Consider the following 16,428-nt stretch of genomic DNA (forward strand, 5'->3'; position numbering starts at 1 on the left):
GTGTGCGTCACGGCTGGCGTTCTCCTCGTCGCCGGCGGGCGGGGGCCTTGGGCCGTTCCCGGGACCCGCCGAAGCCTTCCGGCCCCGGTGCGCCCAGCTCGACGTAGCGCAGTCGGCGCGGGCTGCCGTCGCCGTCCCCGCCCGGCCCGGCCTGCGGTACGGAGTTCACCACGAGGCCCTGGGTGACCGGCGCGGCGGTGACCTTGCTGATACCGGCCAGCGGGGCCTTCACGCGCAGCCCGAGGGACGGCTTGAGTTCGCCGCCCAGCGCCGACCACACGTCGGAGGCGGCCGGCGCGTCCATTCCGGTGCCGCCCGCGTCCACGTCCACGAGCAGGCCGAGGTCGGCGAGCGTGCCGGTGAGCAGACGCGGCGGCAGCGTGTCGGTGTTCACCAGGCAGGAGAGCACCTGCGACAGCAGCCGGTGCTCGTCCTGCGGCCGGCCCGCCCAGGCGGTGACCAGGTACGTCAGCTCGAACCAGCGCGGCGGGGTGCGGCGCGCGACGACGAAGCCGTCCGCGTCGTACACCTCGCCCGCGCCGCTGCCGCGCCGGGTCGGGTCCTCCCGGATGTCGTACAGGAACACACAGACGGTGGGCGCGCTGCGGCGGGCCGCCCAGTCCCGGGTCGGCGCGTCGAAGACGACCTCGACGCCCGACGCCTCCAGGCCGGACTCCGCCAGCAGCCGCCGCAGCCCTTCGTCGACCTCGTGGATCACCGGCGGGCCACCTCGTCCGGCGGCTGCACCGTGCCGTTGACCACGAGGAAGTCGGTCTGCACCGGGGAGAAGCCGGGTCCGCTCGCGGTGATGACGCGGGGGCCGGTCTGGTCCTTGGCGAGGATCAGCAGCTGGCCGATGAACGTGCCGTCGGCCTGCGGGTGGGTCGGCGCCGCCGCGGCGGTGATGCCCGGCTTCCACGCGAACCGCACCGGCGCGCCGGGCGGGAAGTCCTCGCCGCGTACCGAGGTGACGAAGCCGGGCCTGCCGACCGCCGGGACGGCGACGATGCGCGGCTGGAGGATGCGCAGCTGCTGCTGGGCGGTGTTGTCACCGGGGTCGGCGTCCGTGCCGGTGGTGGTGAGGGTCGCGGTGACACGGCCGGTGAGCGCCTTGTCGGGGCTCAGGACGACCCGCAGGACGTTGCGGGCGCCCGGTGCCAGGTCCGGCAGCGCGCACGTCCAGTTCTGGTCGCAGCCCGGCGGCGGCCCGTCGTGGGGGACGCCGTCGGGCAGGCCGATGCGCAGCCGCAGGCCGGTGGCCAGGGCGCTGCGGCCGTTGGCGACGGTGTAGGTGACGACGACGCGGCCGCCGACGTAGCCGGGATTGGGCTGCGCGGTGATGCTCACGCCGGGGCCTGCCTTGGGTGCGGGCGGCTGCGGCGGCGCGGGCGGGACCGTCGGGGTGGGCGTCGGAGCCGGTGCCGGCGGGGGCGTCGGCGTCGGTGTGGGTGTCGGCGTGGGCGTCGGCGTCGGCGTCGGCTTCGGGGGTACGGGGGCTTCGCGCACCGGCACCACGGTCCGGCCGGCGTTGTCGCTGGGGCGGGGGTCGAGGACGGTGCCGGTGACCGACCACTCCACGGGCTGCTCGCCGGGGATGACGCCGGTGAGGGTCACCGTCACCGGGACGGTGGTACCGGGGCGCACCACGCCCAGGGTGCAGGTCAGGGCCGCGGCGTCGCAGGTGGCGCCGGGCGCGGTGAGCGCGGTGACGCTCGCGCCGAGCGGGGGTACGACGGTCAGCCGGGTGCCGGGGGAAGCCGCCGGGCCGTGGTTGACGACGTCCACCCGGACGGTGGCCGAGCCGCCGACGATGAGCGGCGGGGTCTTCTCGGGCGCCCGCACCGCGAGGTCCACCGACTGCTGTACGGAGGGCTCCTTCTGACGGCCCGGCAGGCCGGTGACGAGCAGGTTGTGCGCGCCGGTCGCCACGTCCACCAGCTTCAGCTTCTCCGGGCTGTTGACGGCCCGGGCGCCGCGGCCGGTGAGCACCAGGGACCTGCCGTCGGCGGTCCAGGCGGCGTCACGGGGCTGGAAGGGTCCGGAGCCGGTGGTCTCGGGCAGTTCACGGCCGCAGGCCCCCGGCTTGTCGCGGGCGGCGTCGGGCAGCAGGACCCGGCAGGTGCTGCCCGTCGCGGAGGCCAGCAGGATGCCGCTGCGCTCGTCGATGCGGCCGCCGCCGTTCTTGCGGTTGAAGGCGATGGTGGCGCCGTCCGGGGAGAACGCCGGGCTGTCGTCGATGACGTCGCAGGCGCCGGGGCACATGGCGGCGCTCAGGTCGCGCTGCCGGTCGAGGTGGTCGACGGGCACGGTCCAGACGTGCTTGTTGCCGCCGTGGCCGTTGATCACCAGGTTGCGGGTGAAGGCGAGCGTCATGCCGTCGGAGGACCACGTGGGCTGGGCGTCGCCGCCGCGCGGCTGGCCCGGGGGCGGGGTGATCTCGCTGCGGATCGCGCCGGTGGCGGCGTCCGCGATCAGGATGCGACCGGGGCCCGCGGCCTCGCCGACGCCGCCGGGCGAGGTACGCGTGAAGGCGAGGTACCGGCCGTCCGGGGAGAACGCGGGGTCGGTGTCCCAGTCCTTGGGGCCGCGGCCGGCGAGCGGCAGGACCGAGGCGTTGGTCCCGTCGGCGTCCGCCATCCAGATCCGCTGGATCCGGGCCCCGGGCTCGCCCTCGAAGCGGGTCACCACGATCCTGCGCCCGTCGGGCGTGTAGCTCTGCCGCTCCGTCCACGGGTCATGGCCGGGGCCGGGCCGGAACAGCGGGTCCTTGGCCGGGTCGGTGTTGGTGTCGGCCGCCGGGTCCTCGTCGAGGATGGTCAGGCCCAGGTCGCGGGGGTCGGAGCCGTCCGTCCGGGCGTCCTGCAGGGTCACGGTGTGCGGGCCGGCCGCCGAGATCCGTTCGACGACGGCGCCGCCGCCGTCGAGGGGGCCGAGCCAGGTGGGCGAGCCGATCTCGCGGTCCTCGCTGTAGACGAGCTTCGGGGTGTCCGCCGAGTGCGCGGGCACCTGGAAGACGTGGTCCCAGTCGCCCTTGCAGTCGCAGGTGCGGTCCGGGCTGAGGAAGAGCAGACCGTTCCCGTCGGGCAGCCAGGCTGCCCCCCGGGTGCGCCAGCCGGCCTGGGCGCCGGCCAGCAGCTGCCCGTCGGTGCGGCCGTTCGTCCAGCGCAGGCGGGGTCCGGAGCCCCCGGTGGCGGTGTAGGCGATCACGTCGCGGTTCGCGGCGTCGTCGACCGGGTTCCACACCGGCTCCGTGGCCCGGCCGTTGGCCGGGTCGGTGAGCCGGGTGGCGGCGCCGCCGCGCAGGGGGCGTACGTAGACCTGCCGGCCGGCGGCCGGGTCGCCGTCGGAGGAGTACGCCAGGCGTCCGCCCTCCGGGGAGACGGTGGGGTGCTCCTCGTTCGCCGGGGTGTCGGTCAGCCGGGTCAGGCCGGTGCCGTCGGTGCGTACGAGCCACAGGTCGCGCTGCACGCCGCCGGTCGCGGCGCGCTGGGCCGAGTCGAAGACGACCGACCGCCCGTCGGGGGTCAGCCGCGGGTTGCCCGCGTCCATGCCGCTGGTCAGCCGGCGTACCGAGCCGTCAGCGGCCCGCAGGTAGACCTGCGGGGACCTCTCGTCGCGCCGGCTGGCGAAGACGAGCTGGTCGCCCAGCGCGGCGGGCTGGACGTCGAGGTGGACCGGCCCCGCACCGAAGAGCGGGGTACTGGTGTCGGACGTGCCGCTCGCCACCCGCCCCAGGCTGCGGTGGCGCGTACCGGCGTACGCGACCCGGCTGTCGCCCGCGTCGGCCGCGAGGGGCCGCGCCCCGGCGTCGCCCGGTCCGGCGGCCGCCGTCACCGCGAGCAGGGGCGCCAGCAGCAGCATCGACGCGCCGGCCCTCCCCCAGCGGTGTCGCCGACTGCCGGACCCATCCGTGCCCATCACGGCCCACCTCACAGTCCGGTCCAGCATGCTGCCTGTCACCCCGCCACCCTGCGGCCGGGCGCCGCGGGTGCGGCAGGGCCGGGCGGCCGGACGCGGGGGAAGCGCGCGTTGCGCTTTCGGGCAGTGGCGGGCGGCCGTCCCCGCCCCGCCCGCAACCGTCCCCGCCCGCCCGCCGGTGTCCTCCCTCCCTCCCTCCCTCCCACCGGCCGGGCGGTCAGATCAGCCCGTTGCGCAGGGCGTAGCCGACCGCGTGCGTCCGGTTGCGCAGCTGCAGGCGCGTGATGACCTCGTGCAGCACGTTCTTGACGGTCCGTTCGGAGTACGAGGTCTTGCGTGCGATCTCCGCGGTGTCCAGGCCCTCCGACACCAGGCGCAGCATGTCCGCCTCGCGGGAGGTCAGGGTGGACAGGGACACGGAGCGCGGATCGAGCGCCGAACGCTGCAGGCTGCCCATGTGGTCGAGGAGTTTCGCGAGGAGGTCGCCCGGCAGGACGCCCTCGCCGTTCGCTATCGCCAGGACCAGCCGCAGCAGCCGGTCCTGGTCGGCCTCGGCGCGCCGCAGCACCGCGCTGACCCCGCATTCGATGGCGCGCTGCAGGGCGTCCCCGGATTCGAAGGTGCCGACCACGAGCCCGGTGCGGGTGTCGGGATTGTGCCGCAGCCGGTACAGCAGTGCGGCGGTCTCGTCGTCCACGCTGTCCACGGTCACCAGTGACACCTGCGCGGTGTCGGCGTCCATGTCGGCGACGAGTTCGATCTCGGGGCGTTGGCGCAGCTGGTGGACGACCCCGACGCGCAGAATCGGGTCCGACGCGTACACGGCCACGGTCACCCGTCGGCCGGTTCTGCGGGGAGGAGCCGGGGCGGGGTGCTGGGGCTGGGACGCGCCGGTGTGGGACGTCGGGACGGGGCTGTTGGTGTCAGCGCAGCGCATGTGTCGTACCTGTTCCGTGATGCGTATGTGGGGTGACGGAATGCACCGGCCTGTTCGGGTCTCGACGCTGAGATCCAACCGGTGTCCGTACATGAGGAGTTGAAGAGTCCGTGGGGGCATCGGGACTGCCCGGGGCCTTGCCCCCGCGTCCGTGGGGGAGGCGGGGGGGCCGGCGTAGCGTCGTGGCGTGACATCCCCAGCCGCATCTCCCAGCCCTGGCGCGCCCGTCCTCGACATCGAGCCGGTGTCGGTGATGCCGGGCGGTACCGCCACCACCAGCCTGACCGTCCGCAACGACAGCGACATCGTCGAGGCGTACCGCCTGGAAGTCGTCGGTGACTGCGCTGCCTGGACCACGGTGGAACCCGAGCGCGTCTCGCTGTATCCGGGCACCTCGGAGACGGTGACGATCCGTCTGGCGCCGCCCCGCTCGGCCCAGGTGCGGGCCGGGGACGTGCCGCTCGCCGTGCGCGTGCTGCCCACCGAGCAGCCCGAGGCGGTCCGGGTCCCCGAGACCACCGTGCACGTCGGGGAGTTCCGGGAGCTGCGCGCAGAGAGCGCTCCCAGGCGCCGCCGCGGCTGGCTCCGCGGGCGCTACCGCATCGCCGTGCGCAACGAGGGGAACTCCCCGGTGCGGGTGGGCTTCACGCCCGCGCAGCCCGGTGAGGACCTGAAGTTCGACTTCGCCCCGGCCACGCTGAAACTGGAGCCGGGCGAGTCCGCCGAGGCGGTGCTGAAGGTCCGCGCCGGCGGGCCGGTGTGGTTCGGATCCCCCGTGACCTGGCCTTTCACCGTGGAGGTGGCCGAGGCCAAGGACGGTGAGGACGCCGACGCCGATTCCGCCGCGGCGCGGCCCGAGCCGGAGACCGTACGGGCGCCGCTGGACGTGGAGTTCGTCCAGATCCCGATCTTCCCGACGTGGCTGCTCGCCGTACTGGCCGCGCTGCTCGCGCTGCTGCTCGCCTGGTTCATGCTGGTACGCCCGGCCGTGCGCAGCACCGCCAAGGAGGCCGCCGCCGAGGCGGCCAGGAATCCGGCGCCCGCCGCGGACGGGGCGGGGCAGACCCCGGTGACCGGTGACGGCAGGCAGCCGGGCGGCGCGGGCACGGCCCCGGGCGCGGCGAAGGGCAACCAGCCCGGCGGGGGCGGCGGCGCCACGGGCGGCGGCGGAACCGGCGGCGGTGGGGGCGGGCTGCAGAGCTCGGCCACCATCGACCTGCAGACCGCAGGCGGCCAGTCCAAGACCGGTTCCTACACGGTGCCCGCGGGCAAGGTGTTCGGGATCACCGACCTCGTCGTCGCCAACTTCCAGGGCGACGAAGGCGTGGTGACGATCAACTTCGGCGACCGCAAGATCACGACGATCGCGCTGGAGACGTTCCGAAACCAGGACTACCACTGGGTCACCCCCATCAGCATCACCGAGAGCCAGACTGTGACCGTCCAGGTGACCTGTGCAAAGCCGGGCACGCCGGCCACCGGCCGTCAGGCGCAGGAGTGCCACGAAGTCCTCAACGTGAGCGGTGTGCTGAGCGACCTCAGGTGACCCGAGCGGCACGGACATCGTCCGTCAGGCTCGCCCAGGAACAAAGCGGACCCGCTCCGGTCCGTCCGGAAAGCGCTTACCGGACGGACCGGTGACGGGTCGTCGGTATTCCCGCCTTCCGGTGCGGTTACGCCGTTCCACGGCTATTGCGTGCCTGCTGGTGCCTACTGGGTGGTAGTAAGGCAGCCGAGGAAAATATGGCTGTATTTCGACTCTCGCCCCCGGTCGGCGTGAATCCCGCTCGCCAGTCCGGTGGCAACGCCTCCCGCCTGGGGCAGTCGACACGGTGTCCCCTTCTTGGCCAGGGCAGGCGTCCGCGCAGCTCAACCAGGCACTCTCGGCAATGACTTCCCGATGCCGCCGGAAGTGAGACGAAGCCGTCGACCGTACAGACCCGTGCCGAGCATCGGCCGGCGTACGGAGCCACCCATGTCTGCGGCAGGGATTCGGCGGCGGTTGCACCGTCAACTACAACTTTGCCTGCCTTTGGTGTGGCTGCGGGGGCGGTTGGGACAGTCTCGGCATGCACAGACGGTGAGCACGGACACCTCTGCGAGGCCTCAACCCCTGTACGGAGCAACGCAGTTCACCAACCCCCCATGCATGACGGAAAGGCACCAAGATGACGACGAACCGCGCGATGCGGCACGCCGGCCGGTTACTGGTACTGACGGTGGCGGCCTGTGGAATAGCGGCGGCCACCGCCCTGCCCGCAGCGGCCGACGAGCAGCCGACACGGCAGCAGCTGACGGCTGACTGCACCTCAGGCCAGGGCAAGTGCACCTTCAACTCCCCCCGATTGGGCGAGGCGTACCTGGGGCAGTTCCGCCAGGTCTCCGACTCGCTCTACAACTGCAGTACGTCGGATGCCACTCAGTCCATGACCTGGAGCGACACCGTGGGATCGACCGACTCGGTCGGTGTCTCGGTCACCGCGGGCGGCACGATCGCGGGCATCGTGGACCTGAGCGTGACGGCGAGCTACGACCACAGCTGGTCGAGCACGCACTCGGAGAGCAGCTCCCTGGGCATGACGGTCAAGCCCGGTGAAGTGGGCTGGATCTCCCGTGCCCAGGTGATGCAGAAGGTCTCCGGCACTTGGCAGACCCACTACGACAGCCCCAAGTGGGGTCACTACTACTGGTTCTGGCAGGACACCATCACCGGACCGGCCGCGAACGGCACGGACGGCAAGAGCAATGCCGTGGTCGTCAAGAGCCGAAAGATGACCGCTGCGGAGAAGAAGTCCTGTTCCGCCGATGCCCATGAGGGCAGGGCGTTCGTACAGGCGCGCTGACGCACGGCCCTTGCCCTGCCTCACGGCGGGGCAAGGGCACCCGGCGCGGCAATTGCGTTGTCGCGGCGTTCGGTCGAGGTCTGATACGACGGGCCGGGGAGCAGGCAGGACGAGGCCCCGGCGCCCATCCGGGCGTGATGGACGCCGACACTGGTGCCAGGGCGGACGCCATGCAACGGGGCGGGATTTCTGAGGACGGCGGGCAGCCCGCCCAGAAGCCGCCCTCAGTTGACGAAAGACCAGGTCAGGGCCAGACCAGGCAGTAGGGCTGGTGGCCCGCCTCGTGGAGGCGGTGGCTGAAATCCTGCCACTCGTGGAGCAGCTGGTAGACGTTGAAGGCGTCGCTCGGGCCGCCGCGGTCCGGGACCGTGGACCAGATGAAGGCCGCCGCGCCCACGGACTCCTCGCCGATCCCGCGCAGCGGGTCGACCACCGTCATGGGGAGCTTGACCACCGCGTAGTCGGGGTGGAGGACGACCAGCTCCAGCGGGGGCACCTTGTGCAGGGGTATGCCCTCGATGCCGGTCAGGACCATCGCGGCCACCGTCTCCGGCTTGATCTTGGTGAAGAGGCCGCCCATGCCGAGCTCGTCGCCGCCGAGCTCCTCCGGCCGCATCGTCACCGGGACCCGCGCAGCCGTGGCGCCGTCCGGGGCGCCGAAGTACTTGTACGTCACTCCCATGCCGCGGCCCCTGGGCACGTCCTCCGGCGTCGTCGCGGGCTCCGGCACGGCGTCGGCCGCCTCGGTGGCGCGCCGGCGGTGCCTGCCCCGGCGGCGGGCCTCGCGGGCTTCGCGGGCGCGCTGCGGATCGAGGCCGTCCGTACCCTCGCCCGGTCCACCACCGCGTTGCATATCTCCACCCGACTGGTCTTGCTCGCCACGGCCCCGCGGCCCCCGCCACGCAGCCTGATCATCATGGCAGTGACCTCCCCCGCGGCGACGCGGTGAAACGCCCGCCCGCAAGTCTGTCGCAGCCTCTGAGACCATGGCTGGTGTGAGCTACCCGTACCCGTATGAAGCCCCAGTTTCGCAGACGCTCTTCGAGCGCGCCTCCCTCGTGACCCCCGGCGGCGTGAACTCTCCCGTGCGCGCCTTCCGCGCCGTGGGCGGTACGCCCCGGTTCATGGTGTCCGGCACCGGTCCGTACCTCACCGATGCCGACGGTCGCGAGTACGTGGACCTCGTCTGCTCGTGGGGGCCGATGATCCTCGGCCACTCCCACCCCGAGGTGATCGAGGCCGTCCAGGCCGCCGTCGCCCGCGGTACCTCCTTCGGCACGCCCGGTGAGGGCGAGGTGGCGCTCGCCGAGGAGATCGTCGCGCGCGTCGCCCCCGTGGAGCAGGTGCGGCTCGTCTCCTCCGGGACGGAGGCGACCATGTCGGCGATCCGGCTGGCGCGCGGCTTCACCGGTCGCGCCAAGGTCGTGAAGTTCGCCGGCTGCTACCACGGTCACGTGGACGCGCTGCTGGCCGCCGCCGGTTCCGGGCTCGCGACCTTCGCGCTGCCGGACACCCCCGGCGTCACGGGCGCGCAGGCCGGCGACACCATCGTGCTCCCCTACAACGACCTCGAAGCGGTACGGGCGGCCTTCGCCGCGCACCCCGGCGAGATCGCCTGCGTGATCACCGAGGCCGCGCCCGGCAACATGGGCGTGGTCACCCCCGCAGAGGGCTTCAACCAGGGACTCGCGGACCTCTGCCGCGAGAACGGCGCGCTCTACGTCTCCGACGAGGTCATGACCGGCTTCCGGACCTCCCGCGCCGGCTGGTACGGCGTCGACGGGGTCAAGCCCGACCTGATGACCTTCGGCAAGGTCATGGGCGGCGGCTTCCCCGCCGCGGCCTTCGGTGGCCGCGCCGACGTCATGGGCCACCTCGCGCCCGCCGGGCCCGTCTACCAGGCCGGCACGCTCTCCGGCAACCCCGTCGCCACCGCCGCCGGCCTCGCGCAGCTGCGGCTGCTCGACGCGGCCGCGTACGAGAAGGTCGACGCGGTCTCGGCGCAGATCCAGTCCCTGGTCACCGGGGCGCTCGCGAAGGAGGGCGTGGCGCACCGCCTGCAGACCGCGTCCAACATGTTCTCCGTCTTCTTCACCGAGGACGCGGTGCGCAACTACGACGACGCGAAGAAGCAGGAGAGCTTCCGCTTCAACGCGTTCTTCCACTCGATGCTGGCGCAGGGCGTCTACCTGCCGCCGTCCGCCTTCGAGTCCTGGTTCGTCTCCACCGCCCACGACGAGAAGGCGATCGAGCGGGTCGCGGCCGCACTGCCGGCCGCCGCCCGGGCCGCCGCGGAGGCCACGGCATGAGCGACGACAGCCGCGAGGTGGCGTCCGACCTCACCGTCGTACACCTGGTGCGCCACGGCGAGGTGCACAACCCGGACGGGGTCCTGTACGGGCGCCGCGAGGGCTACCACCTCTCCGAGTTGGGCCGCCAGATGGCGGACCGGGTCGCCGAGCACCTCAAGAGCCGGGACATCGCCTACGTGGTGGCCTCGCCGCTGGAGCGGGCGCAGGAGACGGCCGAGCCGATCGCCAAGGCCCACGGCCTGGACCTGGCGACGGACGGGCGGCTGCTGGAGGCGGAGAACGTCTTCGAGGGCAAGACCTTCGGCGTCGGCGACGGCGCGCTGCGCAAGCCCGGCAACTGGAAGCACCTGACGAACCCGTTCAAGCCCTCCTGGGGCGAGCCGTACGTCGAGCAGGTGGTCCGGATGATGAGCGCGCTGGAGACGGCGCGCGACGCGGCCCGCGGCCGCGAGGCGGTGGCGGTCAGCCACCAGCTGCCGATCTGGATCGTGCGCAGCTTCGCGGAGAAGCGCCGGCTCTGGCACGACCCGCGCCGCCGGCAGTGCACCCTCGCGTCCCTGACCTCCTTCACGTTCCAGGGGGACAAGCTCGTGTCGGTGGGCTACAGCGAGCCGGCCCGGGACCTGGTCCCGGCCCACCTGCTGGCCGGGGCGAAGCCGGTGAAGGGCGCCTCCAAGGCGTTCGGCGCCTGACGCGGGCCTGATCCGACGGTCTGTTACGGACCGTTACAGGCCTGTCTAATTAAATACAAGATGCGCGGGAATCACCGTGTCAGCACACATGTCCGGTCTGCTTGTCCGTCTGTAGGGGCTTCGGGTCGGGGCGTGTTGACGACGATGGGGACGGTGACATGCGCGACAACAGGGGAGTCAGTCGGAGGGGGCTGCTGGGACTGGGACTTGGCGCCGCGGCCGCGATGGGAGTCGCCGGCTGCGGTCTGCCCGATGTGTCCGGTCCCGGCGCTCCCGGACCCGTGAAGAGCCCGCAGCCCGGCGAGCGGCCGGCGGGCAGGCCCATCGGTGACGGCTCCACCGCCGACACCGGCCCGCAGCCCCACCAGCCCGAGCGGCCCGTCCCGCTCCAGCCGGGCGAGGCGCCGCCGCAGTTCGTCGTCTTCAGCTGGGACGGCGCGGGGGAGGTCGGCAACGGCCTCTTCCCGCGCTTCCTGGGGCTCGCCAGGGACCACGGCGCGGCCATGACCTTCTTCCTCTCCGGCCTCTACCTGCTGCCCGAGTCGAAGCGGGACCTCTACCGGCCGCCCCACAACCCCGTCGGCGCCTCGGACATCGGCTACCTCAAGGACGAGAACGTCCGCGCCACCCTGAAGTACCTCCGCGAGGCGTGGCTCGACGGACACGAGATAGGCACGCACTTCAACGGCCACTTCTGCGGGGGCCCCGGCTCCGTCGCCCGGTGGACCCCGGCCGACTGGCAGAGTGAGATCGACCAGGCCGTGTCCTTCGTCACGGGCTGGCGCACGAACACCGGCTTCACCGACGTCGAACCGCTGCCCTTCGACTACCGCAAGGAACTGACCGGCGCCCGCACCCCCTGCCTGCTCGGCCGGGACAACCTCCTGCCGACCGCCGGGAAGCTGGGCTGGCGCTACGACTCCAGCTCGCCCGGCGGCCTCCAGGTCTGGCCCGTGCGCAGGTCGGGCGTCTGGGACCTGCCGCTGCAGTCCCTGCCCTTCCCCGGGCACTCCTTCGAGGTCCTGTCGATGGACTACAACATCCTCGCCAACCAGTCGAAGAACACCACGCAGGGCGTGCCCGCCCACTACCCGGCCTGGCGCACCCAGGCCACCGCCACCTATCTCGGCGGCTTCCGCCGGGCCTACGAGACCAACCGGGCGCCCCTCTTCATCGGCAACCACTTCGAGGAGTGGAACGGCGGCATCTACATGGACGCGGTCGAGGAAGCACTCAAGGGTATGGCGGACAAAAGGGACGTACGGCTCGTATCCTTCCGGCAGTTCACCGACTGGCTGGACGTCCAGGACCCCAAGGTGCTCGCCAGGCTGCGCACCCTCGGCCCCGGCCGGCCGCCCACCGGCGGCTGGAACACGTACCTCACGGCCGCCTGACCCGTAGTGCCCATCCCCTGACCAGGGCATCGACATCGGCGCGGGGGGCGCGGTAGATCGCGGAACCGCTCATGCGAAACTTTTCACATGAGCCTTAGCCGCGCCCCCCGACGCCGCTCGACCAGCGGCCGTGCCCGCCTGCTGACCGCGGTGACCCTCACCGGCGCCCTCGCCCTCACGGCGTGCAGCGGTGCGGACAGCGGCAAGCCGACCGGCAGTGGCGGGAACTACGTCACGGGCGCGAAGGGCGTCTCCACCGCCGCCAAGGGCGAGCGCACCGAGGCACCCAGGCTCGACGGCGAGACCGTCGACGGCAAGACGCTCGACACCACCGCCTTCAAGGGCAAGGTCGTCGTCCTCAACGTGTGGGGCTCCTGGTGCCCGCCGTGCCGCGCCGAGGCCCCCTCCTTCGCGAAGGTCTCCAAGGAACTCGCCGACTCCGGCAAGGACGTCGTCTTCGTGGGCGTCAACGTCCGCGACAACAGCAAGCAGAACGCCGCCTCCTTCGAGGAGACCTTCCAGATCACCTACCCGAGCCTCTACGACCCCGACGGCAAGCTGCTGCTGCGCTTCCCCAAGGGCAGCCTCAACCCCAACGCCATCCCGTCCACGCTCGTCCTGGACCGGGAGGGCAAGATCGCGGCGCGCACCCTGGCCCCCCTCGGCGAGGAGCAGCTGCGCTCCATGATCGACCCCGTCCTCGCGGAGCAGTGACCTCGTGGTCCCGTACGTCCTCGCCGCCGAGGCCACCGGTGTGAACGAGACGGTGCTGAACGGCGCGCTGCTCCTCGCGCTGCCGATCGCCCTCCTCGCCGGTCTGGTCTCCTTCTTCTCTCCCTGCGTGCTGCCGCTCGTCCCCGGCTACCTCTCCTACGTGACCGGTGTCAGCGGCGCCGACCTCGCCGAGGCCCGCCGCGGGCGGATGCTGGCGGGCGCGCTCCTGTTCATCGCCGGCTTCACCGCCGTCTTCGTCTCCACCGGCGCGCTCTTCGGGTACTTCGGCGAGACCCTCCGGGAGAACAACGAGATCATCTCCCGCGTCCTGGGCGGCGTGGTGATCCTCATGGGCCTCTTCTTCATGGGGGCCATCCCGGGGCTGACGATGCGGGAGTTCCGCTTCCACCGGAAGCCGACGGCGGGCCTGCTCGGCGCACCCCTGCTCGGCGTGCTCTTCGGCGTCGGCTGGACCCCCTGCATGGGCCCGACGCTCGCCGCCGTCACCACCCTCTCCCTCGACCAGGCGAGCGCCGGCCGCGGCGCCCTGCTGACCGTGGTCTACTGCCTGGGCCTCGGCGTGCCCTTCGTCCTCGCCGCGGTGGCCTTCCGCAAGGCGCTCGGCGCGTTCGGCTGGGTGAAGAAGCACTACGCGTGGGTGATGCGCATCGGCGGCGGCATGCTGATCCTGACCGGACTGCTGCTCGTCACAGGAATGTGGGACAGCATCGTCAGCGACATGCAGAGCTGGACCCAAACCTTCACGGTGGGGATCTGAGGACCTAACGGACATGAGTACGACAGACAAAGCGTCCACCGAGGCGTCGCACGAGCCCGCCGAGCCCGCCGAGGGCGACTCCGCCGCCCTCGGCGACGCGGGCGCCCAGCTCTCCACCGCACCCGCCGAGGACCGCGGCCCCGTCGGCATCGGCGTCATCGGCTGGGCCCGCTGGTTCTGGCGCCAGCTCACCTCCATGCGGGTGGCGCTGATCCTGCTCTTCCTGCTGTCGCTGGGCGCCATCCCCGGCTCCCTCGTACCCCAGACGAACGTCGACGCGCTGAAGGTCGCCGAGTGGAAGCGCGACAACCCCTCCTACGTCGGCGTCGCCGAGGCACTCCAGCTCTTCGACGTCTACAGCTCGGTGTGGTTCTCCGCCATCTACCTGCTGCTGTTCATCTCGCTGATCGGCTGCATCATCCCGCGCGCCTGGCAGTTCGTCGGCCAGCTCCGCGGCCGCCCGCCGGGCGCCCCGGGCCGCCTCGACCGGCTGCCCGCCCACACCACCTGGCGCACCGGGAAGACCCCGCAGGAGGTCCTCGCGCTCGCGAAGACGCTCCTCGGCGAGCGGCGCTTCCGCACCGAGGCGGGCAGGGACCACGTCGCGGCGGAGAAGGGCTACCTCCGCGAGGCCGGGAACCTGATCTTCCACGTCTCGCTGATCGTGATGCTGGTGGCCTTCGCCTGGGGCCAGTACTTCAAGTCCGAGGGCGGCAAGCTCGTCCTGCGCGGCAGCGGCTTCTCGAACACCCTCACCCAGTACGACGACTTCAAGCCCGGCACGCTCTTCCACCCGGACGACCTGCCGCCGTTCAGCTTCACGCTGGACCGCTTCGACGCCACCTACGAGATGTCCGGCCCGCAGCGGGGCACCCCGCGCGACTTCAAGGCGCACGTCACCTTCCGCGACGGCGCGCACGGCGCGCCGCAGAAGCGCGAGATCCAGGTCAACGAGCCCCTTGAGGTCGACGGGTCCAAGATCTACCTGCTGGGCCACGGCTACGCGCCGGTCATCTCGGTGACCGACCCCACCGGGAAGGTGATCTACAGGGACGCCGTCCCGGTCCTCCCGCAGGACGGCAACCTCACCTCCACCGGAGCCATCAAGGTCACCGACGGCTACAAGGACAAGGACGGCAAGAGCGAGCAGCTCGGCTTCAACGCCGTCTTCGTGCCGACCTTCGCCGGCGAGGGCATGGGCACGATGTTCTCGCAGTTCCCCGCCCCCCTGAACCCGCAGCTCATGCTCAACGCCTTCCACGGCAGCCTCGGCGTGGACTCGGGTCTGCCGCAGAACGTCTACCGGCTCGACACCACCAAGCTGGTGCCGTTCAAGGACGAGTCGGGCCAGCAGTTCAAGCAGAAGCTGGCGCCCGGCGACACGATGACCCTGCCGGACGGCGCGGGCACCGTGAAGTTCGAGGGCATCGAGCGGTGGGCCACCTTCTCCGTCACCCACCAGCCCGGCAGCGGCCTCGCCCTCGCGGGCGCCGTCGCCGCCATCGCGGGCCTCGCCGGATCGCTGTTCATCCAGCGCCGCCGGATCTGGGTCCGGGCGGTGACCGGAAAGGACGGCGTCACCGTCGTCGAGATGGCGGGCCTGGGCCGCAGCGAGTCCGCCCGGCTCCCCGAGGAACTGGCGGACCTCGCCGCCACGCTGCACCAGCAGGCGCCGACCGCGCCCACCGCACCGGCCGAACCACGTGTCGAAGAAACCCCCGAAGGAGAGCGCGGATGACGCCGCTCGCAGCCGCAGCCAACGAGAACCTGGCGCAGATCAGCAACTACCTGATCTATTCGTCGATGGCGGTCTACATGCTCGCCTTCTTCGCCCACATCGCCGAGTGGACCTTCGGCAGCCGCAGCAAGGTGGCCCGTACGGCCGCCGCGCTCACCGGCGCCGAGGCCGCCCCGGCCCCGGCCGTGCAGGTCCGCGGCAAGGGCGGGGCCACCGCGGTCCTGGACCGGCCGAAGGTCACCACCCGCTCCGGCGCCGGCACCCGTGACGTCCCCGACGGCCCCGGAGCCGCCGGCGGCACCGCGCAGGGCGACCTGTACGGCCGGATCGCCGTCTCGCTGACCGCGCTGGCCTTCCTCGTCGAGGCGGCCGGAGTCGTCGCCCGCGCGATGTCGGTCGAGCGGGCCCCCTGGGGCAACATGTACGAGTTCTCGATCACCTTCTCCACGGTGGCCGTCGGCACGTACCTGGCGCTCCTCGCCCTGAAGAAGAACGTCCGCTGGATGGGCCTGATCCTGGTCACCACCGTCCTGCTGGACCTCGGTATCGCCGTCACCTGGCTCTACACCGACAGCGACCAGCTGGTCCCGGCCCTGCACTCGTACTGGCTGTGGATCCACGTCTCCACCGCCATCTTCTGCGGCGCCGTCTTCTACCTCGGCGCGGCCGGCGCGGTCCTCTACCTCTTCCGCGACGGCTACGAGAACCGGCTGGCCGGCGGCGGCAAGCCGGGCAGGATCGCCACGTCCGTCATGGAGCGGCTGCCCTCGGCGGCCTCGCTGGACAAGTTCTCGTACCGCATCAACGCGGCCGTCTTCCCGCTGTGGACCTTCACGATCATCGCGGGCGCCATCTGGGCCGGCGACGCATGGGGCCGCTACTGGGGCTGGGACCCCAAGGAGGTCTGGTCCTTCGTGACCTGGGTGGCGTACGCCTGCTACCTGCACGCCCGCGCCACCGCCGGCTGGAAGGGCCGCAAGGCCGCCTACCTGGCGCTCTTCGCCTTCGCCTGCTGGATCTGGAACTACTACGGCGTGAACATCCTGCTCAGCGGCAAGCACTCGTACGCGGGCGTCTGACCGGCGGGAGTGGGACGCTGGTG

13 protein-coding genes are annotated in these 16,428 nt (G+C 72.2%); 9 read left to right on the forward strand and 4 right to left on the reverse strand.

All coding sequences use genetic code 11. The features are described from left to right. Positions 1 to 7: 7 nt before the first annotated feature. The 3 genes from ACFWFZ_RS06430 to ACFWFZ_RS06440 all read right to left on the reverse strand — a co-directional run bounded on the left by ACFWFZ_RS06430 (position 8) and on the right by ACFWFZ_RS06440 (position 4,855). Positions 8 to 718, reverse strand: a complete 711-nt coding sequence (locus tag ACFWFZ_RS06430) for a DUF4255 domain-containing protein (protein ID WP_387117506.1) — start codon at positions 716 to 718, stop codon at positions 8 to 10. Next, positions 715 to 3,918 carry a hypothetical protein gene (locus ACFWFZ_RS06435; RefSeq protein ID WP_387117509.1) on the reverse strand — a complete coding sequence of 1,068 codons (3,204 nt, stop codon included), beginning with the start codon at positions 3,916 to 3,918 and terminating at the stop codon, positions 715 to 717. Before ACFWFZ_RS06435 ends, ACFWFZ_RS06430 begins: the two co-directional genes overlap by 4 nt. A gap of 217 nt (positions 3,919 to 4,135) precedes the next feature. After that, entirely contained in the window at positions 4,136 to 4,855 is a 720-nt protein-coding gene (locus tag ACFWFZ_RS06440) for a LuxR C-terminal-related transcriptional regulator (protein WP_387117512.1), read from the reverse strand. A gap of 187 nt (positions 4,856 to 5,042) precedes the next feature. On the opposite strand from ACFWFZ_RS06440, the gene ACFWFZ_RS06445 reads away from it, so the two are divergent. Together ACFWFZ_RS06445 and ACFWFZ_RS06450 are read left to right on the forward strand one after the other, a co-directional pair. After that, positions 5,043 to 6,401, forward strand: a complete 1,359-nt coding sequence (locus ACFWFZ_RS06445; protein ID WP_387117515.1) for a hydrolytic protein — start codon at positions 5,043 to 5,045, stop codon at positions 6,399 to 6,401. Between the two features lie 622 nt (positions 6,402 to 7,023). Continuing rightward, on the forward strand, positions 7,024 to 7,698 hold the full coding sequence (locus tag ACFWFZ_RS06450) for a hypothetical protein (protein ID WP_387117518.1): 675 nt from the start codon (positions 7,024 to 7,026) through the stop codon (positions 7,696 to 7,698). Positions 7,699 to 7,942: 244 nt separating this feature from the next. Here ACFWFZ_RS06450 and ACFWFZ_RS06455 read toward each other — a convergent pair whose 3' ends face one another. Beyond that, entirely contained in the window at positions 7,943 to 8,551 is a 609-nt protein-coding gene (locus tag ACFWFZ_RS06455) for a hypothetical protein (protein ID WP_387117521.1), read from the reverse strand. Between the two features lie 133 nt (positions 8,552 to 8,684). Here ACFWFZ_RS06455 and hemL point away from each other — a divergent pair, with 133 nt between their 5' ends. The 7 genes from hemL to ccsB all read left to right on the forward strand — a co-directional run bounded on the left by hemL (position 8,685) and on the right by ccsB (position 16,405). Next, positions 8,685 to 10,007, forward strand: a complete 1,323-nt coding sequence (gene hemL / locus ACFWFZ_RS06460; RefSeq protein WP_387117524.1) for a glutamate-1-semialdehyde 2,1-aminomutase — start codon at positions 8,685 to 8,687, stop codon at positions 10,005 to 10,007. After that, positions 10,004 to 10,702 carry a histidine phosphatase family protein gene (locus tag ACFWFZ_RS06465; RefSeq protein ID WP_387117527.1) on the forward strand — a complete coding sequence of 233 codons (699 nt, stop codon included), beginning with the start codon at positions 10,004 to 10,006 and terminating at the stop codon, positions 10,700 to 10,702. Before hemL ends, ACFWFZ_RS06465 begins: the two co-directional genes overlap by 4 nt. Before the next feature lie 158 nt (positions 10,703 to 10,860). After that, a complete protein-coding gene (locus ACFWFZ_RS06470; protein ID WP_387117530.1) occupies positions 10,861 to 12,096 on the forward strand; it encodes a hypothetical protein in 1,236 nt (411 codons plus the stop codon). 87 nt (positions 12,097 to 12,183) lie between these two features. Then, the gene (locus tag ACFWFZ_RS06475; RefSeq protein WP_387117533.1) at positions 12,184 to 12,810 is read left to right on the forward strand and encodes a TlpA family protein disulfide reductase; all 627 of its coding nucleotides are present in this window, start codon (positions 12,184 to 12,186) and stop codon (positions 12,808 to 12,810) included. A 4-nt stretch (positions 12,811 to 12,814) separates the two neighbouring features. After that, a complete protein-coding gene (locus ACFWFZ_RS06480) occupies positions 12,815 to 13,588 on the forward strand; it encodes a cytochrome c biogenesis CcdA family protein (RefSeq protein WP_387117536.1) in 774 nt (257 codons plus the stop codon). Between the two features lie 13 nt (positions 13,589 to 13,601). Continuing rightward, the gene (locus ACFWFZ_RS06485) at positions 13,602 to 15,326 is read left to right on the forward strand and encodes a cytochrome c biogenesis protein ResB (protein ID WP_387117539.1); all 1,725 of its coding nucleotides are present in this window, start codon (positions 13,602 to 13,604) and stop codon (positions 15,324 to 15,326) included. Continuing rightward, entirely contained in the window at positions 15,323 to 16,405 is a 1,083-nt protein-coding gene (gene ccsB / locus ACFWFZ_RS06490) for a c-type cytochrome biogenesis protein CcsB (protein ID WP_387117542.1), read from the forward strand. The genes ACFWFZ_RS06485 and ccsB overlap by 4 nt, the downstream gene beginning before the upstream one ends. Positions 16,406 to 16,428: the final 23 nt, after the last annotated feature.

The organism is Streptomyces sp. NPDC060232, assembly GCF_042726555.1.
Taxonomy (GTDB): Bacteria; Actinomycetota; Actinomycetes; order Streptomycetales; family Streptomycetaceae; genus Streptomyces.